The 24181-nt window shown below is 70.3% G+C and carries 15 protein-coding genes; 7 read left to right on the plus strand and 8 right to left on the minus strand.

The features are described from left to right. Positions 1-38: 38 nt before the first annotated feature. Positions 39-1325 carry an aspartate kinase gene (locus GV015_RS17485; protein WP_079706865.1) on the minus strand — a complete coding sequence of 429 codons (1287 nt, stop codon included), beginning with the start codon at positions 1323-1325 and terminating at the stop codon, positions 39-41. A 212-nt stretch (positions 1326-1537) separates the two neighbouring features. On the opposite strand from GV015_RS17485, the gene GV015_RS17490 reads away from it, so the two are divergent. Next, positions 1538-2290, plus strand: a complete 753-nt coding sequence (locus tag GV015_RS17490) for a GNAT family N-acetyltransferase (RefSeq protein WP_064296091.1) — start codon at positions 1538-1540, stop codon at positions 2288-2290. A gap of 264 nt (positions 2291-2554) precedes the next feature. On the opposite strand, the gene recR is transcribed toward GV015_RS17490, so the two are convergent. Together recR and GV015_RS17500 are read right to left on the minus strand one after the other, a co-directional pair. Continuing rightward, on the minus strand, positions 2555-3154 hold the full coding sequence (gene recR / locus GV015_RS17495; RefSeq protein WP_056014479.1) for a recombination mediator RecR: 600 nt from the start codon (positions 3152-3154) through the stop codon (positions 2555-2557). Between the two features lie 3 nt (positions 3155-3157). Continuing rightward, positions 3158-5944, minus strand: coding sequence for a DNA polymerase III subunit gamma and tau (locus GV015_RS17500; RefSeq protein ID WP_159879676.1), 2787 nt, complete (start codon positions 5942-5944; stop codon positions 3158-3160). A gap of 139 nt (positions 5945-6083) precedes the next feature. Here GV015_RS17500 and GV015_RS17505 point away from each other — a divergent pair, with 139 nt between their 5' ends. The 4 genes from GV015_RS17505 to GV015_RS17520 all read left to right on the plus strand — a co-directional run bounded on the left by GV015_RS17505 (position 6084) and on the right by GV015_RS17520 (position 9196). Next, entirely contained in the window at positions 6084-6380 is a 297-nt protein-coding gene (locus tag GV015_RS17505) for a hypothetical protein (RefSeq protein ID WP_159879678.1), read from the plus strand. Then, complete coding sequence (locus GV015_RS17510) at positions 6377-7780, plus strand: hypothetical protein (protein WP_159879680.1); 1404 nt, start codon at positions 6377-6379, stop codon at positions 7778-7780. Before GV015_RS17505 ends, GV015_RS17510 begins: the two co-directional genes overlap by 4 nt. Further along, the gene (locus GV015_RS17515) at positions 7777-8382 is read left to right on the plus strand and encodes a hypothetical protein (RefSeq protein WP_159879682.1); all 606 of its coding nucleotides are present in this window, start codon (positions 7777-7779) and stop codon (positions 8380-8382) included. Before GV015_RS17510 ends, GV015_RS17515 begins: the two co-directional genes overlap by 4 nt. Before the next feature lie 181 nt (positions 8383-8563). Next, positions 8564-9196, plus strand: a complete 633-nt coding sequence (locus GV015_RS17520) for a hypothetical protein (protein ID WP_159879684.1) — start codon at positions 8564-8566, stop codon at positions 9194-9196. Positions 9197-9261: 65 nt separating this feature from the next. On the opposite strand, the gene GV015_RS17525 is transcribed toward GV015_RS17520, so the two are convergent. From GV015_RS17525 to GV015_RS17545, 5 genes are all read right to left on the minus strand, one after another. Continuing rightward, entirely contained in the window at positions 9262-13245 is a 3984-nt protein-coding gene (locus GV015_RS17525) for a family 43 glycosylhydrolase (protein WP_159879686.1), read from the minus strand. A 245-nt stretch (positions 13246-13490) separates the two neighbouring features. Next, a complete protein-coding gene (locus GV015_RS17530) occupies positions 13491-15248 on the minus strand; it encodes a glycoside hydrolase family 35 protein (RefSeq protein ID WP_159879688.1) in 1758 nt (585 codons plus the stop codon). 117 nt (positions 15249-15365) lie between these two features. Then, positions 15366-16718, minus strand: a complete 1353-nt coding sequence (locus tag GV015_RS17535; RefSeq protein WP_124769910.1) for a sugar ABC transporter substrate-binding protein — start codon at positions 16716-16718, stop codon at positions 15366-15368. Between the two features lie 116 nt (positions 16719-16834). After that, positions 16835-17785: a carbohydrate ABC transporter permease gene (locus GV015_RS17540; RefSeq protein ID WP_064296051.1), complete on the minus strand. Its 951-nt coding sequence runs from the start codon at positions 17783-17785 to the stop codon at positions 16835-16837. Then, positions 17785-18708 carry a carbohydrate ABC transporter permease gene (locus GV015_RS17545; RefSeq protein ID WP_086475054.1) on the minus strand — a complete coding sequence of 308 codons (924 nt, stop codon included), beginning with the start codon at positions 18706-18708 and terminating at the stop codon, positions 17785-17787. Before GV015_RS17545 ends, GV015_RS17540 begins: the two co-directional genes overlap by 1 nt. Before the next feature lie 150 nt (positions 18709-18858). Between GV015_RS17545 and GV015_RS17550 the strand changes: the two genes are divergently transcribed. Both GV015_RS17550 and GV015_RS17555 read left to right on the plus strand, forming a co-directional pair. Beyond that, on the plus strand, positions 18859-19899 hold the full coding sequence (locus GV015_RS17550; protein WP_236555523.1) for a LacI family DNA-binding transcriptional regulator: 1041 nt from the start codon (positions 18859-18861) through the stop codon (positions 19897-19899). Between the two features lie 360 nt (positions 19900-20259). Further along, positions 20260-24168, plus strand: a complete 3909-nt coding sequence (locus tag GV015_RS17555; protein ID WP_159879690.1) for a glycoside hydrolase — start codon at positions 20260-20262, stop codon at positions 24166-24168. The last annotated feature ends 13 nt before the right edge of the window (positions 24169-24181 follow it).

Below are 24181 nucleotides of genomic sequence, written 5' to 3' on the forward strand. Positions count from 1 at the left end.
GTGGTCGGCTTGGTTCCGGAGCCTGTGGACGAGCCTGCTCAGCGGCCGGTGCCGCCGTGGACGACGGCTTCGTCCTCGCCGTCGAGACCGAACGCGGAGTGGACCACGTTGGCGGCCTTGTTGAGGGTGTCGGCACGCGTCACGACCGAGATGCGGATCTCGCTGGTGGAGATCATCTCGATGTTGATGCCCGCTGCGCTCAGCGCCTCGAAGAGTTTCGCCGAGACGCCGGTGTTCGTGCGCATGCCGGCCCCGACGAGGGCGAGCTTGCCGATCTGGTCGTCGTGCTGGATGGCCGAGAAGCCCACCCGCTCCTGCTCGGCCGCGAGCGCGCGGAGGACCTGCTGCGCTTCGGGCTTCGGCAGGGTGAACGAGATGTCGGTGACGCCGGAGACGGCGGTCGACACGTTCTGGACGATCATGTCGACGTTGCCGCCAGACTTCGCGACGATCGTGAAGATCTCCGCCGCCTTGCCCGGCAGGTCGGGGACACCGACGACGGTGATCTTGGCTTCGCTGAGGTCGGTCGCGACTCCGGCGACGATGGGCTGCTCCATGGGTGCCTCACCTGCTCCTGGGTTGTTGCGGCTCGCGTCGTTGAGGACGAGCGTGCCTTCGTTGTTGTTGAAGGACGACCGGACGTGGAGCGTCACGCCGTGGCGGCGTGCGTACTCGACGGCGCGGATGTAGAGGACCTTGGCGCCCGAGGCCGCGAGCTCCAGCATCTCCTCGCTGGAGATGCGGTCGATCTTCCGAGCTTTCGGGACGACGCGGGGGTCGGAGGTGAAGATGCCGTCGACGTCGGTGTAGATCTCGCAGACGTCGGCGTCGAGGGCTGCGGCGAGCGCGACGGCCGTGGTGTCGGAGCCGCCGCGACCGAGCGTGGTGATGTCGCGGGTGTCGCGGTTGAAGCCCTGGAAGCCGGCGACGATGACGATGGCGCCGTCGTCGAGGGCCTCGCGCAGACGCACGGGGGTGACGTCGACGATGCGCGCGGCGCCGTGCTGGGCGTCGGTGATCATGCCGGCCTGGCTGCCGGTGAAGGAGCGTGCGACGTAACCCATGCTGCTGATCGCCATCGCGAGGAGCGCCATCGAGATGCGCTCTCCGCTGGACAGCAGCATGTCGAGTTCGCGGGGCGCCGGGATGGGCGTCACCTCGTGGGCGAGGTCGAGCAGTTCGTCGGTCGTGTCGCCCATCGCCGAGACGGCGACGACGACCTCGTTGCCCGCCTTGCGGGTCTCCACGATGCGCTTCGCCACGCGCTTGATGCTCTCGGCGTCCGCGACGGAGGACCCGCCGAACTTCTGCACGATCAATGCCATCGGATCTCCTGGGGAAGTCGGTGCGGGCACGAGCGGCCCAGCGATCATCCTACCCATCCGGGCATTCCGCGCCGTTCATGTGACGAAGGGCACCCTCACCCGCTCCGGGGCAGGAGATCCGCCCCGCAGCAGGACGCATCGGCCCGTCCGGTCCTGCTGTCGGGCCGATCTCCTGCGGTGGGGAGACGGGTGGGCCTCGGTAGGGTTGGCCTATGCAGCAGGAAGACGCGCGGGTGCTCGCGACGGTGCGACGCCTCTGGCAGGGGCTCGCCTCGCCGACCGCGCGGTTCTCCGCCGGCCGGGTCGCCGTCGTCGTGAACGCCGGCTCGATGGCGTGCCCGCCCGGATGGATCGGCGTCGTGGAGATCGACGGCAGCGCCCTGGCGATCGTGCCCGACGAGGACACCGCCAGGCGGCTCGCCATCGAGGACGAGTCACCGAGGAGCGTCGGAACGGTCGAGTTCCTCCGCTCGCGGGTGCAGGTCGCCGAGGTGCTCGGGCCGGCGACCCTCGACTACCTGCTGCCCGGGCGATTCCGACCGGCCGAGGAGATCGACGTCGTGGCGAGCAAGGCGAGTGACCCCGCCATCGAGTCGCTGCTGTCGAAGGTGGGCGACGACGAAGCCTCGGAGAGCGGGATCTTCGGCATCACCTCGCCGCTGTTCTCGGTGCGCGAGCACGGACGGGTCCTCGCCGTCGCCGGCTACCGGTCGTGGCCGTTGGGCGTCGCGCATGTGACCGCGTTGACCGCCCCGGAGGCTCGCGGGACCGGTCTCGCGACCCGTCTGGCCTCGACCGCGGTCGAGCACGCCCTCGCGGCCGGACTCCTCCCCCAGTGGCGGGCCGCCGACACGAACCCCGGCTCACGCGCCGTCGCCCGCAAGCTCGGCTTCTCCGCGATCGGCCGACAGCTGTCGGCTCGACCGGTGGTCGCCGAGTGGCCGGCGCCCTCCGCCGACGCCTGAGGCGCGCCCGGCTGCCCTCACTCAGGAGTCCCTCGGCGCGGCGCAACCCACCAGCCGCGACACACCGGCCGACTCCTGAGAAAGGGACCGACCGGAAGCAGACCCCTCGCCCGGCAAGCAGACCCGAGCCTGACGGCGGCACAGCTGCCCTATCTCAGGAGTCCCTCGGCGCGGCGCAACCCACCAGCCCCGACACACCGGCCGACTCCTGAGAAAGGACCGATGGCAACCAGGGGGCGGAGGGGCGGACGACGGGGCGGGGTGTCAGCCGCTGACGACGGTGCGACCCTCGAAGGCACGACCGAGGGTGACCTCGTCGGCGTACTCGAGGTCGCCGCCGACGGGGAGGCCGGAGGCGAGGCGCGTGATGCGGATCCCCATCGGGAGGAGCAGCCGACTGAGGTAGGTGGCGGTCGCCTCCCCCTCGAGGTTCGGGTCGGTCGCGATGATGACCTCGGTGACGGTGCCGTCGGCGAGGCGCTGCATGAGACGACGGATGTTCAGGTCGTCGGGACCGACGCCGTCGATCGGACTGATGGCGCCACCGAGTACGTGGTAGAAGCCGCGGAACTCACGCGTGCGCTCGATGGCGACGACGTCCTTCGGTTCTTCGACGACGCAGATCAGGGCCGGGTTGCGACGCGGGTCGCGGCAAACGCTGCAGAGGTTCTGCTCGGAGATGTTGCCGCAGATCTCACAGAACTTGACCTTCTCGCGGACGACGGTGAGCAGCTCGGCGAGCTTCGACACGTCGAACGACTCCGTCTGGAGGATGTGGAACGCGATGCGCTGCGCCGACTTCGGACCGATACCGGGCAGCCGCCCGAACTCGTCGATCAGATCTTGGACGATTCCCTCGTACATGGCCTACCGCCCTCCGGAGCGCGGCTCGTGCGGCTGCTCCTCGATGAATGTGGCGCCGAGAAGCTCGCGGACGACGCTCTCGCCGTACCGGTTGTCGCCCGCGGGGTGGGACGTCGGCACCGGGGGCGCCTGGCGCATCCGGACCGGGGGCTGCGGGCGCTGCTCGGCGACCGGGGCCGCAGGCGGTGCGGCCTGCGGGGAGCCTGCAGGAGCTGCGGATGGCGCGACGGCCGCTGGGGATGGAGCAGGTGCCGACGACTCGAACGGGTCGGGGTAGGGCGGCTCGTCGTCCGGCGGCGGTGCGTCGTCGTCGGACGGGATCGAGACGACGTCCCACGTGACGGTGCGCGAGCCGAGCGCGTCGCCGTTCGATGGGCCTCTGGCGGGTGCCTGCTGGCGCGGCGGTGTGGACGGCCGCTGCGCGGGTGAGCTGGCCGGCGTCTCAGGTGCTCCGGATCCGGCGGGTCGCGCGGCCTGCCCTTCGACAGACTCAGGGACCGGAGACAGCTGCGTCGACGAGGCAGGCGTGGCAGACGACGTTGGCCCTTCGACAGACTCAGAGACCGAGGATGGTGGCGTCGCCGAGGCGGCACCAGGTGACGACGTAGGCCCTTCGACCGGCTCAGGGACCGAGGATGATGGCGTCGCCGAGGCGGCACCAGGTGACGACGTGGGCCCTTCGACAGGCTCAGGGACCGGGGACGGCTCAGGGACCGGAGACCGCTCAGGGGCCGGGGTCGGCTCGGGCTCGTCGGCCGGCGGCGCGACCGTCGCCCACGAGGAGGCGGAGACGGAGGTCTGCTCCTCGACGGGCTCGGGGGCCGCGGGCGCAGGAGCCGCCGGGGCAGCGGGCGAGGACGCAGCGGGCGACGACTCGGCGTCGGCCGGCGCAGCGGAGGCGGGCTCGCCGCCGGCGGGAGCGACGGTGGGCCACGAGGATCGGGATGCCGACCCGCCACTGCTGTCTGACGACGACGGGGCTGCGGGGGCGGGGACGGTCTGCGGCAGGCTCGGAGTCGACCAGGCGGACGACTCCGACGACGGAGCACCGGTGGCGGGCGCAGTGGCCCGCGGTGCCGGCGGCTCGTCGGCACCGGCGACCTTGGCGAGGTACTTCACCCGCACACCGAGGACGTCGAGGACCGCCGTGCGCAGGACCTCAGCGACACCGGTGCCGGGGGCGTGACGTGCCTTGAAGTCGTTGAGGTCGCTGTTGTTCGCGAAGACGAGCGTGAGGACGTCGTCGTCCGAGTACCCGCCGACCTGGGTGTTGACGACGATCATCCAGGCCTTGCGATCGGCCTTCTCGACCCGCGCCACGATCTCGGGCCAGGCGTCGCGGATGTGCTGCAGGGTGACCGGGCCGACCCGAGGGGCGGCGGGGGTCGGTGCCGCGGTCTGCGCGTGGTCAGGTTCCTGCGCCGGTCGACGGTCGGGGGCCGCGGATGCTGTCGAGGCAGCGGCCGGGGCGGGAGCAGGGGTGGAGCTCGCCGCCGTGCTCGCGGGGACAGCACCGGCAGAGACCGGAGCGCCGGCAGAGGCTGCAGCGCGGTCGGCGACCACGGGCTGCGTCGAGACCGCGGGCTGCGCCGAGACCGCGGCCTGGCCGCTCTCGACGGCAGCACCCTCGACGCCGATGCGACGCTCGAGCCGCTCCACCCGGGCCAATGCACCACGAGCGGAGTCGTCGGCTGCGGGCACGAGGATGCGCGCCATCATGAGCTCGAGGTGGAGCCGGGGCGACGTCGCGCCCGTCATCTGGGTGAGCGCCTCGTTCACGACGTCGGCCGTGCGCGACAGCTCGGCGATGCCGAACGCCCGCGCCTGGGCGAGCATCTTGTCGAGTTCGTCCTGCGGGAGCCCGCGGAGGACCGCCGCCGCGTTCTCGCCCGTGGCGGCCACGACGATGAGGTCGCGGAGTCGCTCGAGCAGGTCGTCGACGAAGCGGCGTGGGTCTTGGCCGGTCTGGATGACGCGGTCGACGGTGCTGAAGGCTGCACCCGAGTCGCGGGCGGCCAGGGCGTCGACGACTTCGTCGAGCAGGGCCGTGTGGGTGTAGCCGAGCAGGGCGACCGCGCGCTCGTAGTCGACGGAGTCGCCCTCGGAGCCGGCCATCAGCTGGTCGAGCAGGGACAGCGTGTCGCGGGCGGAGCCGCCTCCGGCCCGGACGACGAGCGGCAGCACGCCGGCCTCGACACCCACGTGCTCGCTCTCGCACAGCTGCTGGACGTAGTCGAGCATCTGCGCCGGCGGGATGAGCCGGAAGGGGTAGTGGTGGGTGCGGGAGCGGATCGTGCCGATCACCTTGTCGGGCTCGGTCGTCGCGAAGATGAACTTCACGTGCTCCGGCGGCTCCTCGACGATCTTCAGCAGGGCGTTGAACCCCTGCGGGGTGACCATGTGCGCCTCGTCGAGGATGAAGATCTTGTAGCGGTCGCGCGCGGGCGCGAAGATCGCGCGCTCGCGGAGGTCGCGGGCGTCGTCGACACCGTTGTGGCTGGCCGCGTCGATCTCGACGACGTCGAGCGAGCCGGAGCCGTCGCGGGAGAGGTCGACGCAGCTCGCGCAGACACCGCACGGGGTGTCGGTCGGGCCCTCGGCGCAGTTGAGGCAGCGCGCGAGGATGCGGGCGGACGTCGTCTTGCCGCAACCACGCGGACCACTGAACAGGTATGCGTGGTTGACGCGGTTGGTGCGGAGGGCCGTCATGAGGGGATCGGTCACCTGCGCCTGACCGATCAAGTCGGCGAACGTCTCGGGCCGATACCGGCGATACAGAGCTGTGACCACCCACCAATGGTAGCCGTCGCCCCCGACATCGGAGCCGGCTTCCCGGCAGGACCGGTCGGCTCCGCACGGTGGGGAGTTCTCCCCATCGAGGCCGTCCCCGTCGCTTCCTAGAATGGTCAGCGCCACCAGAGAGGACCAGATGGAACAGTTCACGGTCGACACGGCCCTCATCAGGGACACGACAGCCAACCTCACCGTCATCCAGAGCGAGTTCGACGCCGCGGAGAAGCACACCGCGTCGGCCGCCGACGTGATCCCCCACGAGCTCCTCGCCCGGACCCTCCAGGAGTTCGCGAGCGGCTGGGACACCCGGCGCTCGGAGTTCTCGGAGGCCATCACCACCTTGAACGGGATGGGCACGGCGATCGCCGACCACTTCGAAGGCTGGGAATCCGACCAGGCCGCGGCAGCCGGCGGAGACGGAGACGAAGGATGAGCCCGATAGCCGGCGACCCCGGTTCCATCCGCACCTGGGCGACCACCTACGGCGGCATCGCCGACACCATCGTCGAGGCCTCCTCGCAGCTGCAGTCGCTGGAACTGGGCGAGCAGACGAGCATCGCGGTCATCGAATACCACGACAACGCGCAGTACCTCGGGGAGAACATCGCGCTCACCGAGCCCCGGTACCGCGCGGTCCACGAGGCGCTCACGTTCTACGCCGACGAGCTCGAGGCAGCCCAGCAGACCGAGCGCGACGCGATCGCCGCAGCGGAGGCTGCGGAGACCGAGCACGCGAGCGCGAACAGCGACTACCTGACGAAGTGGGAGGCCGCGGACACGGCGGCCCACGATCCGGCTGCCACCGACGTCGCGGAGACGAGGACCGCCTCCGACGCCGCGTGGTACCGATTGGAAGAGGCCCGCATCGCGCAGGGGCAGGCCCAGGTGGACCTCGAGAACGCCCAGATCCGCGCCGAGAACGCCGGACGCACCGCCGCCTCGATGATCACCACGGCCGTCGACGGCGACGGCATGAACGACACCTGGTGGGACGACTGGGGGAAGGGCCTCTACGACGTCCTCTCGGAGGTGGGCAAGTGGATCGTCGGGATCGTCGCCGTCGTCGCGATCGTCGGCCTCGTCCTCGCGACGATCGGGACCGCGGGTATCGGGCTCCCCGCCTTCGTCGTCGCGGGAGTCGCCGTGATCGGTGCAGCGGGTGTCGGCATCGCCGGACTCATGGGCCTGATGACGGGCGGCGCGATGCTGTCGGGCGAGAAGGGCCTCGAGAACCAGTTGATATGGGACGCGATCGGACTCCTCCCCTTCTCGAAGTTCCTCAAGGGCCCGATCGCGAAGGCCCTCCGTAACATGGACGTGCCGACGACCGGGCCCGGTTCCCTCGCCGGAGTGCCCCGTGTCTCCGGCACGACGCCGACCACCAACCGCTTCGTCGATGCCGCAGGGCGCGGTGGAGAGACGCAGAAGGCCGCCGTCGAGTTCTACCTCGACAATCAGGTCGACATCTTCGCCTCCATTGGGCTGGAGGCAGGCAAGAACATCACCGCGGGGACGCCGTCCCTGCTGCCCGACCTCACACCGAACGACCAGGCGCCGAACGCGCACCAGGAGGGATGGCACCCCGGCGACTCGCAGTACGTGCCGCCGGACGAGTACCGCCTCGACCCGTTGGTGCCCGACTTCGGCACGCCGTCGACCGTGTTCGGTGGTGGCGGCAACGGGACCGGTGTACAGCCACCGCCGACGGTCAGCCCGTACCCGCTCACCCTGCCGGGCTCCTCGCCGGTCGTCCCCGGCGGTCAGACCTATGGCCCGGCGAACCCGACCGTGCCGGACACCGGCACCGGCACGGGCACGGACGGTCAGGGATGACCGCGCCGACCCCGTCCGTGATCACCGTCCGCCTCGACGGCGTCGACCTCGACCGCTGGATATGGGTTCCGCACGCCTGGCCCTACGAGGGGTTCGCCGACCCGCGGGGCTGGGCGGACGCCGCGGCGAAGGGTGTCGCACGCCGGTCAGGGTTCGCCTTCGTGAAACGAGCCGCGCTCCGCGACGACCTCATCGAGATGTCGAGGAGCCGGGACAGCGTCGGCGCTCATTGGACGGTCGCCTACGCCCCGGACCTCAGCCGCCCGGCGCGCATCGCCCGCATCGAGGTGCACGACAGCCGCGTGGGGACGTACCGGAGTCTCGAGCAGTTCATGCAGCTCGACACCCCGGGTCTCGAGGGCCCACCGGTCGTCGAACCGTTCGTGTCGCCCCACCTCGGTGAGGGCATCACGGCGATCATGCACCAGCGGAACGCCGACCGGACGCTCTCCGCAGTGCGCTCGTACGGCTGGACCCTCCCCACCTGCTGGGTGTCGATGTACTACGCCGACTTCGACCTCGGGTTGATGGAGCGCCTGCGGCCCGAGTTCGATGCGCTGGCACGGGCATTGCAGGTCGACGAGCAGGTCGTCGACTCGTGAGTTCGACGCGACCCTCCCCTCCGAGCGGCGCAGGCGTCCGATCGGTTCCGCGGCGGACACAGTTCGCATGGCCGCACGACCTCAGCACGGCGGTCTGGATCGGCATCGGGTGCATGATCGTCGGCCAGGGGTTCGCGTACCTCGCCGAGCGCTCGGCCGCTCGTCACCGCGGGGTGGTCTCGTGAGCGTTGCTCGTCGCTACCGGTTCGTCCTCCCGGCCGGTTGGGGGTATCTGGCTGCTTCGGAGAGCGTGGAGGCCGCCGTCGCCAGACTGGTTCCGGACGACGGACCCACCGCCGGACGGGCCGCCCTCGCCAAGCTCCGCCCCGTCCTCCGCCAACAGTTGCGTTCGCTCCGAGGTCGAACCGTCGCGAGCGGCGGCGTCGACATCCTGCTGCCGGTCGCCCCTCGTGCCGGCGCCATCATCCCGGCGAACATCGTGATCGCACGGCCCGGTGCCGAGGAACGGTCGGAGTACGCATCCGGCGGGCTCCCCACCGGATGGGCGTCGGCGGAGGGAGGCGCTGATCGCGCCGAACGCCGCGCCGACCTCATCGGCGAGCTGCCCGTGACCCGCCACCTCCGGGTGCGCCGGGAACAGACCGACGAAGCCGGCACGACCGCCGACCTCATCCGAGTCGACTACTTCATCCCGGTCTCGCCGGAACGCGAACGCGAGCTCGCGCTCATCGTCAGCGCGACGGTGCTCGGCCGGGTCGGCGACGAACGCCTCCCGCCGTCGACGGTCGAGGTGCTCGTGACGCTCGTCGACGCGATCATCCACACCTTCCAGTGGGAGGAACCGCCCCGCTGAACCGCCCCGTGGCCGGATGGCGGACGTTCGTCCCCTCGCCCGGGCACGGGCGAGGGGACGTGGAGTCAGCGTCGGACGATCATGATCCAGGAGAGCTGCACGTCGGTGCCGCCGCCCGAACCGACCGGATCGAGGGTGAGCGACAGGCGGCCGTCCGCGTCCGGCTGCACGGACGACAGCGTCGCCACCGTCGGAGTGCCGGTGATCGGTTGCGCGCTGAGCAGCGTCGCACCGTTCGCCCCGATGTCCGCGCGCCGGTTGTCCGCCCACTGCGACCACGGGTCGTACAGCCCGACGTACACGTCGTAGCTCCCCGCGTCGAGGGAGTCGAACGCGTACTCCAGGGTGCGGTCGGTCGCGGAACTCGCGACGTAGCGGAGCGACTCCGAGAACGGCCCGTCGGTCGTGCCCGTCTCCGCGCCGACGACGCCCCAGTTCGCGCCGGTGGCCGCGTCGGTCCCGAGCGTCCGGTCGGACGTCGAGTTGAGCAGGGTGCCGTCGGCGTCCGCCACCGAGCGGATCGCGTCGTACTCGGGCGACGCGGATCCCCCTGCGTCGACGAGGTAGACGAGGTCCTTCGGGACGACCGTCACCTGCCGGGTCACCGGGCGGGACACACCCTGGACCGCGCCGGTGAGCGAGACCGGGCCGGGGACGGCGAGCGCAGCGGTGTCCCACGTGATCGCTCGCGTGGTCGTCGTGCCGCCCTCCGTGACCTGCGCCTCGCTCGGCAGGGTGCTCGCATCGCCGAGTCGGACGGTCGTCGGCACGTCGACGTCGACCGCGACCTTGCCCTTCCCCTCGAGGTCCGCGAGCGTCCACTCGTCGTACCACTTCAGGGACAGGGATCCGTCGTCGCCGAACTCGAGCGGGAGCCAGACGGCCGGCGCGTTGCGGAGGTCGGACGGCATCCAGCGGTCACCCATGTAGATGAACTTGCCGGCGGCCGCGTCGATGGGGATCACGGACGTGCTCTGGCTGCCGTGGGTCGTCGACGCACCGGAGCCGCTCACCGGGTTACCGTGGTCGGTCCACTCCCCCAGCATCGAGTCGGCGGTGGCGTACTTGGCCGGGTTGGGGTTCCAGCCGGTCGCGCCCGAGGTGATGAGGTAGTACGTGCCGTCGTAGACGAACACCGCCGGTGCCTCGCGCTGTCCACCGATGTAGGTGCGGGTGAAGTCCTCGCCCTTCACGGCGCGGTCGACGGGTGCCGACAGGAACATGAAGTTCGACGACAGCTTGGAGATGAAGAGGGTCAGGTTCTCCTCGCTCGCGTAGATGATGTAGCCGGTGCCGTCGACGTCGGTGAAGAGGTTCATGTCGCGGGCCATGCCGGGGCTGTCGGGCTGGTAGTTCGGCTCGCCCTCCGGTGCGACGTTCAGGCGGTAGCTGTCCACGTAGCGGAACGGGCCGGTCGGCGAGTCGGAGACCGCGACCCCGGCGGTCGCCTTCGCGTACTGCGCGTCGGACGTCGCGCTCGGGCCGTCGGTGTGGATCCACATGACCCACTGCTCGGTTGCGGCGTTGTACATGACCTTCGGCCGCTCGAGGATCGCTGCGGGGACGGCCGGGTCGCTCGGGACCGTCAGGAGGTCGCGGACGACCGCCGCGCGTTGCCGGGCCGTGTAGTCGGCGTACAGCTCGGCTGCGGCCGGATCGGTCGTGAGCTGCTCGGCGGTCGACAGGGCCTGCAACGCCAGACCTTCGTCGGTCCAGTTGTAGAGGTCGCGCGAGGAGTACACGTGCACCCCGCGGCTGCTCGCGTAGCCGTTCCACCGGTCTTCGCCGTACCAGTAGTAGATCGGCTGGCCGTCGGCGTCCGTCGACGGCACGACCTGCCCGCCGTGTGCCTGGATCGGGTTGCCCTGGTCGTCCACCCAGGCCTGGCCCGGGCGGAACGAGTCGTAGGTGACGATCGGCCGGAGTGCGGTGAGTGCGGCACCGAGCGCGTCGTAAGCGGCGGTGAGCGCAGCGGTGTCGGTCGACCCTGCGTCCACGAGCGCCTGGGCGTCGGCGATCGCCGCGTCGAGGACGGCGAGCGAGTCAGCGACGTAGCCGGCGCGCTGCCCCTCGTCGAGCGTGACGGCTCGGATCTTCGCTGCGAGCACCTCGGTGGACGCCGTGTGCGGTGCTCGGATGACGAGGTAGTTCACCGCGGGGTCGGTGTAGGTGTTGGTCCGACCCGCCGGGCTGTGGACCTCGAGGTCGAGGGTGCCGTCGTCGACGCTCACGGTGAGCTGCTGCTCGAGGAGCGCGCCGGCTGGCGCGGTCACCTGGGCGAGCGTCTCGCCCTCGGCCCGGAGGTCGAGCGGTCGTGCCGCCCAGCCGCTCGGCAGATTGAACCCGAGGGTGACCTCGTACTCGCCGGCCGGGAGGTCGAAGGCGTAGTCGACCGACCGCGTCGGGAGGGAGCTGCCCGCGGGCGGCGCGTCGTACCGGAGGGAGGCGGTCTTCTCGGTCCCGGAGGAGCTGTTCGCCGTCGGGTTGCTGTTCGCGTCGGCGACGAATCCCCAGGACGCGCCGGTGGCGGCGTCGACCCCGTAGGACTGGTCGGTGCGTGACTGGTACAGCCCGATGTGGTCGCCGGCGGAGACCGCGTCGGTCACCGTGCTGCCGGCGTTCGCGAAGTAGAGGACGAAGTCGTTGGCGACGAGTTCGTCGACCGTCGGGCTCGGGTAGCTCGGTGCGGCCTCGGCACGTGGTGCGTCCGCCGTGACGAGTGCGCCGGAGAGCCCGAGCGCTAGGACGACCGCGCCCGCGACGCCACTGCGTCCGACACCGCCGCTGGAGGAAGCGTCTTCGGCGGCGCTCGAGGCCACGACCCGACGACGGCGGAGGATGAGCAGGGCACCCGCGAGCAGGAGCACCGCAGCCACGATCACCGCGGCGGCGATCGAGACACCCGACACGGCGAGCCCACCGGCACCAGCCGCATTCGTGCCCGAGCCCGGCTGACCGACCCCCGGGTCCGCCCCGGGCTCGCCGCCCGGCCCGGTTCCGGGATCGGTGCCGCCGGGCAGGGAATCGACGGTGTTGCCCGGACCGCCGTTCGTGCCACCGGCGACGGGGACTGCACCGGCCGCGGCGACGGCGCCCGTCTCGCCGAGCGCGACACCAGCGGCCAGGAGACCGTCGGGCAGTGCCGAACGGGCATCGTCGGCACCCCAGACGGTGACCGATCCGTCGGCGGCGATCGCCCCGGACAGGTACGGACCCGCGAAGACACGTACGACGTCGACCCCGTCGAGGGACGCCGGCACCTCGGTCTGGCCGGAGCCGTCCGCACCCCAGGCGAGGACGGTGCCGTCGTCGGCGAGGGCGAGTGTGTGGTCGGTGCCGGCGGCGAGCTGCACGACGTCCTCGTCGGCGAGCGCCGTCGGGAGCTCGAGCTGCCCGGCGTCGCTCCGCCCCCAGGGGACGACGTCACCGTCGTCGGTGAGGGCGACGGTGAAGCCGGATCCGATCGCGACGTCGGTCACGCGTGCACCGTCGAGCGCGGTCGGGAGGTCGTTCTGTCCGAACGCGTCGTCACCCCAGAGCGCGAGCGTGCCGTCGGCGCGGACGGCGGCCGAGTTCGGTCCGCCGGCGGCGATGCGGAGGACCCGGTCGAGTCCTGCCGGGACCGTGGCCTGGCCGTCGGCGTCGCGGCCCCAGGCGGTGACGGTGCCGTCAGCGGCGAGCGCGAGCGAGTGGTTCGTGCCGGCTGCGACCTGGGTGATCGCCACAGCGAGGCTCGGGACGGTCGCCTGGCCGAAGCCGTCGGCGCCCCACGCGAGCACCGTTCCGTCGGCACCGAGCGCCACGGCGTGGCCGAGACCGGCGGCTACACCGGTGACCGGGGTGCCGATGAGCTCCGCGGGAGCAGCGGGGTCACCCCAGCTGAGGAGGGCGCCCGCCGGTGCCTCGGCCGCGGCCGCGCTCCCGGCTGTCAGGACGGTGGCACCGACGAGACCGACCGCCAGGAGGCCGGCGGCGAGACCACCCCGCCGCAGGACGGCGGCACCTCCATCCGGTGTCGATCGGTCGGGTCGTCTCGTCGCTCGTCGCATGCTGCGGCGTCCTTTCACGTCATCGTGGGGTGCTGCGGAGGTGGTGCTCAGGTGCTGCGGCCCTTCGACAAGCTCAGGGACCGGGGTTGAGGTCAGGGACCGGGGTGGAGGTGCTGGCGTTTGGATCGGTCCCTGAGCCTGTCGAAGGGCGGGGAGCGGACCTGTGACCCTTCGACAAGGTCAGGGACCGGGTGGTGCGGTCGGCGCCGCGTCTGTGCGGGCGACGCCGACCGGATCGTGGGCGGCTAGAACTCGGTCGGGCCGAGGGAGGGGCGGGCGAGGAAGGAGAGCGTCGGCGTCGTGAGCGCATGGAACTCGAACACCGTGAAGCGGTTCTCCCCGGCACGGAGCTGGCCGCCGGGGACGTACAGCGTGTGCTGCGGCCCCCGCGACCAGTAGCGGCCGAGCAGGAAGCCGTTCACCCAGACGAGCCCCTTGCCCCAGGCTGCGGTGTCGAGGAACAGGTCGGTGGGCGCGTCGAGCGTGACGGTGGCGGTGAGGAGGACCGGCCCGGCACCGCTGATCGTGGCGCCGGACGTGCGCGTGGCTGCGGCGTCGACGACGGCGTCGAGCCGGTCGAGGGCCACAGGCGCGATGCCCCACGACGTGAGTTCCACGCCGTCGAGCGACACGGGCCCGATGATCCCCTTCGGCTCCCCCAGGCGCTTGCCGTAGTTGACACGGCCCTGGTTCTCGAGGAGGAGTTCGAGCGTCTCACCCGCCGGGATGACGATGGAGCGCTCCTTGAACTCGCGCGTGAGTGCACCGACCGGCACGCCGTCGACGGAGACGACCACGCGGTCGCGCACCTCGGCGAACCGGAGCACCCCGCCGCGTCCACCGAGCGACGCCCGGTACCGCGCCAGACCGCTGAACGCTCCGAGTTCGTCCATCGTCGGGATCCGGTCGAACGCCTGGAGTGGCGCGATCTCGTCGGCAACGTCGGCGAACGGGACCTCCTGCTCGAACGACGCGGTGAACGCCGGGGCGTCCGTCGCCACCGGTGGGATCTCCGTCGGCACCTCGGCGTACTTCGCGATCACGTCGCGGAAGGCGAAGAACTTCTCCGTCGGGTGACCCGCCTCGTCGAGGGGCGCGTCGTAGTCGTAGGAGGTGACGTGCGAGCGGTACTGCCCCTTGTCGTTCGCGCCACCGGTGAACCCGAAGTTCGTGCCGCCGTGGAACATGTAGATGTTCACGGACGCGCCGGCAGCGAGGAGGGCGTCGAGGTCCGCCGCCGTCTCGGCGATGGGCGTCGTGTGGTGGTGCTCGCCCCAGTGGTCGAACCAGCCGTCCCAGAACTCGGAGCACATGAGCGGCCCGGTCGGCTGGTGTTCCCGCAGGGTCGCGAGGCGTTCGAGCGAGCGGCTGCCGAACGAGCCGGTCTTGTGGAGTTCGGGGATGCTGCCGTCCTCGAGCATCTGGGCCGTGGGCTGGTCGACGGTCGTCAGCGGCACGGTGATGCCGAGCTCGCGGGTCCAGTCGGTCAGTGTGCGGAGGTAGTCGTGGTCGTCGCCGTAGGCGCCGTACTCGTTCTCGACCTGCACGAGGATGACGGGACCGCCGCGGTCGATCTGCAGCGGGGCGACGATCGGCAACAGCGCCTCGAAGTACTCGCGGACGGCGGCCAGGTAGCGAGGCTCGCTGCGACGGAGGCCGAGCTCGGGGTCGTGCAGCAGCCAGCCGGGGAGGCCGCCGTTGTCCCACTCGGCGCAGATGTAGGGGCCGGGACGCACGATCGCGTACATGCCGGCGTCGGCGACGAGGCCGAGGAAGCGTTCGAGGTCGTTCACGCCCGTGGTGTCGAACACGCCGCGCTCGGGGCTGTGCTGGTTCCACGCGACGTAGGTCTCGATGGTGTTGAGGCCCATGAGCTTCGCCTTCGCGATGCGGTCCGCCCACTGCTCGGGGTGCACCCGGAAGTAGTGGAGGGCTCCGGAGATGATCCGGAACGGCTGACCGTCGAGCAGGAAGTCGTCGTCGCCGATGGAGAAGGTGGGCATGCTGGGGCTCCGTGATGAAGGGGTGCGGATGGAGCGACCACGGCCGGCCGGAGCGGATCCCGGAGGACCCTCCGACCGGCCGCGGTCGATGGTGCTGGTGGTGCAGGTGCCGGTCGACTACTTCTCGGTGACCGTGAAGCCCTGCGTGTTGCCGTACTCGACGAGCTGCTTCTGCCAGTCGGCGAGACCGTCGTTCAGGTCGGCCTTGTTCGCGTAGGACTGTCCGACGGTGTCGGCGAAGATGCTGTTCGCGTAGACCTGGTACGGCAGGTACTGCCAACCGGTCGACACGTCCTTCGCGCCCTGCACGAGGACCTCGTTGATCTTCTGGCCACCGAAGTACTCGGGAGCTGCGGAGAGGAACTCGTCGGAGTTGAGGTCGGCGGTCGTCGCCGGGAAGCCGCCGTTGTCGAGGAAGACCTTGACGCTGTCCTCGTCGTTGTTCAGCCACTTGAGGAAGCCCGCGGCGAGCGCCGGGTTCTTGCTCTGCTTCAGCACGACCTGGCCACCGCCACCGTTCTCGGCGTTGGCGGGCTTGCCGTCGTAGGTCGGGATCGGTGCGACGCGCCACTGACCGGAGGCCTCGGCGACGGACGACTCGAGCACACCGGGCATCCAGGCGCCCGTGATGAGCGTCGCGATGCTGCCGTTGCCGAGCGACTTGTACCAGTCGTCACTCCATCCCGGGACCTCGGAGAGGAGGTCGCCCTCGACGAGCTGGTTCCAGGTGTCGGCCCACTTCTTGGAGCCCTCGTCGGCGAGGTTGACGCTCACCTTGGTGCCGTCGGCGGTGAACGGACGTCCACCGGCCTGCCAGATCATGCTGGTCGCGAAGCCGGAGTCACCGGAGTCGTTGGTGATGTACTTCGACGGGTCGGCCGTGTGCAGCTGTGCGGCTGCCGCGATGTACTCGTCCCAGGTGGTCGGCACGGCGATGCCGTACTGATCGAACACCGTCTTGTTGTAGAACATTGCCATGGGGCCGGAGTCCTGCGGGAGGGCGTAGAGGCCGTCGCCGATGTTGACGGAGCTCCACGGGCCGGGGCTGTAGTCGTCCTTCAGGTCGCCGAAGCCGTAGGCGTTGAGGTCGACGAGGGAGTCGCTGAGCGCGAACTGCGGGATGGCGTAGTACTCGACCTGCGCGACGTCGGGGGCACCCTTACCGGCCTTGATCGCGTTCTGCAGCTTCGTGTACTCGGTGGTGTTGGTGCCGGCGTTGACGAGGTTGACCTTGACCTTGGGGTAGGCCTTCTCGAACGCGGCGACCTGCGCCTCGGCGGACGGCGTCCAGGACCAGTAGGTGATCTCGCCACCGGCTTCGAGGGCGGACTCGATGTCCTTGGCGTCGCCCGAGGCGGTGCTGCCGCCGCCGGACGAGCAGGCGACGAGCGAGGCTCCGATCATCGCGGACGCGACGGCCGCCGTGGCCGCGCGGCGCAGAACCGTGCGAGACGGTGAGATGCGCTTCATGGGTGTTTCCTTTCACTGCGTTGGGAGGAGGAGGTGATGCGGGTGGTGCGGGTTGGGAACGGATGTTGGTGCGGGTGGCCCTTCGACAAGCTCAGGAACCGAGACCGCAGGAAGGATCAGCCCTTGACGCTGCCGGCGCTCAGACCGGACTGCCAGAAGCGCTGCAGGAAGAGGAACGCGATGACGATCGGGACGATGGTCAGGAGCGATCCGGTGATCACGAGGTTGAAGATCGGTTGTGCGGCGACACCGGTGGCCTGGGCGCTCCACTGACTGAGGCCGACGGTGAGCGGATACCAGGTCGGCTCCGACAGCATGATGAGCGGCAGGAAGTAGTTGTTCCAGGTCGCGACGATCGCGAAGAGGAGCACCGTGACGATGCCGGGGCCGAGGAGTCGCAGCGAGATCGTGAAGAAGGTGCGGAACTCCCCCGCGCCGTCCATGCGGGCGGCCTCGAGCAGTTCGGTCGGGACCGCGTCCACCGCGTACGTCCAGATGAGGTACAGACCGAACGGGCTGACGAGCGAGGGCAGGATGACCGCCCAGGGCGTGTTCGTGAGGCCGAGCTGGCTGAACATCAGGAAGGTCGGGACGGCGAGTGCGGTACCGGGCACCGCGATGGAGCCGAGGATGATCGCGAACACAGCGCGCTTGCCGGGGAACCGGAACTTCGCCAGGCCGTACCCGCCGATCGTCGCGAGCAGGGTCGCCCCGCCGGCGCCGACCACCACGTAGAGCAGCGTGTTGCCGAACCAGCCGACGAACTGCCCGTCGCGGTAGGTCAGGGTGTCGACGATGTTCTGCCAGAGGTTGAACCCGCCGTCGCCGAACCAGAGGCCGAACGAGGTGAAGAGGTCGGGCTGGGACTTCGTCGCGTTGATGACGAGCCACAGGATCGGGACGACCGAGTAGATGAGGAAGACGGCCATGACGATCGTGAGGACGATCGAGCGCTTGCGGCGCGGGTCGTGGCGCTTCCGGGTGGGCCGGTCGAAGGCGCGCGGGTTGCGGGCGGTCCTGGTCGACACGGTCTGCGGGCGGACGGTCGGGTTCGAGACGGTGGCCATCAGCTGTTCTCCTGTCGGGAGCCGCGCACCTGCACGACGTAGGCGATGACGGCGGTGATGACGCCCATGATGATCGCGACCGTCGCCGCGAGGTTGAACTGCTGGCCGGCGAAGGACAGGTTGTAGGCGTACATGTTCGGGGTGAAGTTGCTCGTGATCACGTTGGGCGCGAGGTTCTTCAGCAGGTTCGGCTCGTTGAAGAGCTGGAAGGAGCCGATGACGGAGAAGATCGTCGCGATGACGAGCGCTCCGCGGAGGGCGGGGATCTTGATGCTGAAGACGGTGCGGAACTGTCCGGCCCCGTCGATCTCGGCCGCCTCGTAGATCTCACCGGGCACGACGCGGAGGGCGGCGTAGAAGATGAGCATGTTGTAGCCCATGAACTCCCACGTCACGATGTTGCCGATGGAGGCGAGGACGGCCTGGGAGCTGAACGGCTCGAGGATCTGGGCACCGACGAGGTCGTTGAAACTGCCGGCGAGACCGAACTGGTCGCCGTAGATGAAGCCCCAGATGAGCGCCGCGACGACGCCCGGGACGGCGTACGGCAGGAAGAGCGCGATGCGGAAGAAGGCGGCGCCGTGGAGCCTGGCGCTGTCGAGCGCGAGCGCGGCGGTGAGCGACAGGGCGAGCATGATCGGCACCTGCACGACGAAGAACAGTGCGACGCGACCGAACGGCTCCCAGAACTTGGGGTCCTGGAGCACCTGGGCGTAGTTGTCGAAACCGACGAAGGCATTGCCGCCGATGAGCTTCTCCTGGAAGAAGCTGAGGTAGAGCGCATAGACGAGCGGCGCGATGATCATCAGCGCGAAGACGATCATGAAGGGGGCGATGAACGCCCAGCCCTTCCAATCCCGGCGGTCGCGTCGGTGGACACGGACCGCTGGTGGCCGGCCGGTGCGAGCGGTCGTAGTGGTCATGGGCAGCTTCCTTGCTGGGATTCGGGCGGAACCGTCGTGCGGTGGAGCCGTGCGGGGGAGGGATCGCGGTGGATGTTTACGTCAACATCTGATCGGTACCATAGCATGTTCACGTCAACATGCAAGGATGGATGCGACGATAGGGAGACCATGACGGACACCACCCGGAGAGCGCCTGGCCGCGCCAGGCGAGCACCGTCGATGGCGGACGTCGCGGCGCACGCCGGCGTCTCCTCCCAGACCGTCTCCCGCGTCGCGAACGGGCTGACCAACGTCGACGACGGCACCCGCGACCGCGTGCTGGAGGCCATGAACGAGCTCGGCTACCGCCCGAACAAGGCCGCTCGGGCGCTGCGATCGGGGCGCACCCGCAGCATCGGGATCACGATGTTCACGCTCTCCTCCTACGGCAACATGCGGACGCTCGACGCGATCACGGTGCAGGCCGCACGGGCCGGCTACTCGGTCACGGTCGTCCCCGTCGAATACCCGACGCAACGCGATGTCGCGGTCGCCCTCGACAGCCTCCGCGAGCAGGACGTCGACGGCCTCATCATCGTCATCGAGTCGCACATCGTCGACGGCGCCGACGTCGAACTGCCCGCAGGTCTCCCGGTCGTCGTCATCGACTCCGCGGCACGCACCGACTACCCGGTCGTCGACAACGACCAGGCGCAGGGCGCGGCGCTCGCCACTCAGCACCTCCTCGACCTCGGGCACCAGGGCGTCTGGCACATCGCCGGCCCCCGCACCTCGTACTCGGCGGCTCGTCGCGAGCAGAGCTGGGCCGACACCCTGCGAGAGGCCGGGATCACGCCGCCGCCCGTGTTCCGTGGCGACTGGTCGACGACCTCGGGCTACGAGATCGGCCTCGAGATCGCCGAGCGCCCGGAGATCACCGCAGTGTTCGCCTCGAACGACCAGATGGCGCTCGGACTCCTGCGCGCCTTGCACGAGCGCGGGCGCGCCGTGCCGGAGTCGATCAGCGTCGTCGGTTTCGACGACACCCCGGAATCGGACTCGTTCTGGCCGCCGCTCACGACGGTGCACCAGGACTTCGACGAGATCGGACGCCGGGCGATCACCACCCTCCTCCGCGAGATCGAGGAGGGCCCGCAGCTCTCCACTGAGCCCCTCACCCCGACGTCCCTCGTCGTCCGCGCGAGCACGGCTCCCCCGCCCGCGCGCTGAGGCGAGCGAGACACTCCACGCGGTCATTGAGCCTGTCGAAATGCCCACGGCGACACCTCGACCAGCTCGGCGAACGAATCCCCGGTCATTGAGCCTGTCGAAATGCCCACCTCCGCACTTCGACAGGCTCAGTGACCGGCGCAGGGGCCCCAGTGACCGGCGTAGGGGCCCCAGTGACCGGCGCAGGGGCCTCAGCCGGAACGGACCGGAATGGGGCTGCAATGACCGGACCCGCCTTGACACCCGAGCGAGGGGTCGCCCATACTCGTCGGAAATGTTGACGTGAACACGGTGGTCCGATGCCGCCGAATGTTCACGTGAACATCCTCTGCACCACGGCCTCCAACGAAGGAACCACCGATGACACTGCCGTCACCAGTCCGCCGACGAACGATCGGAGCGACCGTCGCCGTCGCCCTCGGCATCGCCGCGATCGCACCAGCACTCGCCACCGTGGACGCCGCACCTGCGGCCGCCGCGGAGAGCGCTCCCCTCACCATCACCCCCAACCCCGCCTACCAGAACGAGGCGTTCGAGGGCTGGGGCACGAGCCTCGCCTGGTTCGCCAACGCGACCGGCGACTACCCCGCGGACGTCCGCCAGGACCTGTTCGACAAAGTGTTCGGCGAGGACGGCCTCAACCTCAACATCGCGCGCTACAACATCGGTGGCGGCAACGCGAGCGACGTCCCGCCCTACCTGCGGGCCGGCGGCGCGGTCGACGGCTGGTGGAACCCGGACCTCGCCGCGAGCGACGCCGACGGCCCCATCACCTCCGGCTACGCCGACCGCGACCGCTACGCCGCCGCCTGGGACGCCGACGACCCGGCCTCCTACGACTTCGACGCCGACGAGACCCAGCGCTGGTGGCTCACGGCGCTCAAGGACAAGATCACCAAGTGGGAGGCGTTCAGCAACTCCCCGCCCTACTTCATGACCGAGAGCGGTTACGCGTCGGGCAACTTCAACGCCGCCGACGAGCAGCTGAAGCCGGAGAGCGTCGACGACTTCGTCGCGTACCTCACCACCGTCGTCGACCACCTCGAGGCCGACACCGGTATCGACTTCGACACCATCGACCCCTTCAACGAGCCGAACACGAACTACTGGGGCACCCAGATCGACGAGGCCACCGGTTGGCCGAAGGGTGGACGCCAGGAGGGTGCGCACATCGGCCCGGCCATGCAGGACACCGTCATCAAGGCCCTCGCCGAGCGCCTCGCCGCCGAGGGCACCTCGACCGAGGCCGTCATCGCGGCCATGGACGAGACGAACCCGGGCATCTTCGCGACGAACTGGAACGGCTGGTCGCAGACCGCCAAGGACCTCGTCACGCAGCTCAACGTCCACAGCTACGGCCAGGGCGGCAGCGTCGTCGCGCGCGACATCGCGAAGACCGCCGGGAAGCCGCTGTGGATGAGTGAGGTCGAGGGCAACTGGGACTCCAGCGGCAAGCACAACCTCACGAACATCGACAACGGCATCGGTATGGCGACGCACCTCATCGACGACCTCCGCAACCTGGAGCCGACCGCGTGGGTGCTCTGGCAGCCCGTCGAGGACCTCTACAACATGGAGAAGGTCGAGAAGCTCAACTGGGGCAGCGTCCTCATCGACTTCGACTGCAACGCCGAGGGCGACTCCGAGCGACGCATCGCCGACGGTGACGCCGACCCGAGCTGCTCCGTGAAGACGAACGCGAAGTACAACACGCTCCGCAACTTCACCCACTACGTGCAGCCCGGTGACCACCTCATCCCGTCCACCGACGCGCAGACCACCACGGCGCTCCGTGCCGACGGCACCGGTGCGACCCTCGTGCACGCCAACCCGTCGACCTCGGCTCGGACGATCACCATCGACCTGTCGAAGTTCGCGGACATCGCTCCCGGCGCGACGGTCACGCCGATCGTGACGACGGAGTCCCCCGCGGACGACGTCACCGCCAACGCACTCGTGCAGGGCGATGCCGTGTCGATCGACCCGGTGACCAAGCAGGCGACGCTCACCGTCCCGGCGAAGTCGGTCACCACCTTCCTCGTCGACGGTGCGACCGGTGTCGCAGCCGACGCGGCGCCGTTCCAGGACGGACACGCCTACCAGCTCGTCGGCAAGCAGAGCGCGAAGGCGTTCACCGCCGCAGCCACGACCGGGACCGTCCCGGCCGGCACGATCACCCCGCGTGCCTCCGACGCCACGACCGGTGCCGCACAGGTGTGGACCGCCGAGCGACTCTCGGGCGGCGGCACGAACACCGACCGCTACGCCGTCCGCAGCTCGTCCGGGGCACTCCTCTCCGCGAACTCCGCCGGCACCTCGCTCGTCGCTGCGACGCGGGAACAGGCTGCGGCCGACCCATCGCTGCAGTGGATCCCGACGACGACCAACGGCTCCGAATGGAGCCTCGTGAACGTCGGCACCAGCCAGGCCCTCGAGGTCGGCGGGCAGTCCACCACGACGGGCGCCGCCGTCGGCGTCTACCAGTCGAACAACGGCGCGAACCAGACCTGGAACTTCGTCGACACCGCCCTCACGGGCGTGCAGCCGGTCACGGTGCAGACCGTCGCCGGTGTTCCGGCGGCGCTGCCCGCGACCGTGGTGCCGCTGTACGGCGCGGTCCAGGGCGCGCCGGTGCCGGTCACCTGGGACACCTCGGCCGTGGACTGGAACACGCCGGGCACGATCGTCGTGAACGGTTCCGGCACCGACGGCTGGGGTGCGGCGTTCACCGCACAGGCCACCGTCGACATCGGCGGCTTCACCACCACCGAACCGGTCTCCCTGACGGTCGCGGCAGGGTCCCCGGCGAGCGCCGTCATCGCTGCGGCCCCCACCACGGTCCCGGCGCAGATCGGGGCGAGTGTCAACCGCTTCGACACGCCCGTCACCTGGGACTTCAGCACCCTCGACGACACCGACCTCGCCGACACCGGTGTGGTGCAGGTGCGCGGCACGGCTGCCTCGAACGATCCGGCCGCGGCACCGATCGACGCGCTCCTGTCGATCATCGTCACGGCGCCCGGCGAGCGGAACATCGCACCGGACGCCACGACCGTCGCGGGTGCGACGTCCACCGAGTCCGGCTATCCCGCGAGCAACACGAAGAACGGTGTGCGGAACGACAAGGGCTGGTCGAACTGGCGTTCGTCGAACAAGCCGGCGAGCGACACGCTGAGCTACGAGCTCGGCGGTGAGCACACGATCGAGCACGTCACCTTCTACGCCTATAAGGACGGGAGCACCAACAGCTGGCCGAGTGCTTTGACCGTGCAGGTCCGCGACGCCGACGGCGCGTGGATCGACGCTCCGGGTGGGGCGGTCGCCGTGCCGGTCCCGACCGATGGGACGGCTCCGGTCGTCGACGTCGACCTCGGTGGCGTCACGACGAGTGCGGTGCGCATCGTGATGACGGCCTACGCGAACACCCACCTGGTCGTCTCGGAGGTCGAGATCTACGCGCTCGCACCGTCGGTCGCGACCGAGGCGAGCCTCGCCGCGCTGCGGGTGAACGGCACGCCGGTCGAGGGCTTCGACGCAGGCGTCCTCGAGTACGAGGTGCCGCTCGCCGGGTCCGCCGACCCGGTGGTCGACGCCATCCCGGCCGACCGCGACGCGACGGTGACGATCGAGCCGCTCGAAGTAGCACCGGCGGCTACGGCCCGTGCTGCGGCTGACGCGACCGACGGTGTCGTCATCACGGTGACGGCGGCCGACGGTGTGACCACACAGTCGACGACCATCACCTTCGCCCGGACGGCGGTCGCGACCGCGACGCTGTCGAGCGTGGCCCGCGAGGGCGTGCCGACGACCGCGGCAGTCGTCGTGGACCCGGAGGACGCGGCCGTCGTCTACGCGTGGCTGCTCGACGACGAGGTCGTGGACGGAGCCGACACGGCGACGTTCACGCCGCTCACCGGCAGTGCTGGTGCGGCGCTCGCGGTGCGGGTCACGGTCTCGGCCGATGGCTTCGCGCCGGCCGAGACGACGTCCACGCCGGTGACGGTGCTCGCCGCCGCGGTGGACCCGGGGACCGATCCCGGCACCGACCCGGGGACGAACCCCGGGACCGGTCCTGGCACGGGATCCGGCGGTGGCGCGGTCGGCGGTGGTGACGGCACGAGCTCCCCCTCGGGCGGTTCGGCTGCCGGAACCGACTCGCTGTCGCGCACGGGTGTGGACGTGTCGAGCATCGGGCTCGTCGCGCTGCTCCTCGGCCTCGTCGGCTTCGCGTCGGTGCTGCTCGCGCGTCGCCGTCGCTCCGCGGAGTAGGTCGCTCCTGACG

Source organism: Plantibacter sp. T3 (assembly GCF_902506515.1).
GTDB classification, from domain to species: Bacteria; Actinomycetota; Actinomycetes; order Actinomycetales; family Microbacteriaceae; genus Plantibacter; species Plantibacter auratus.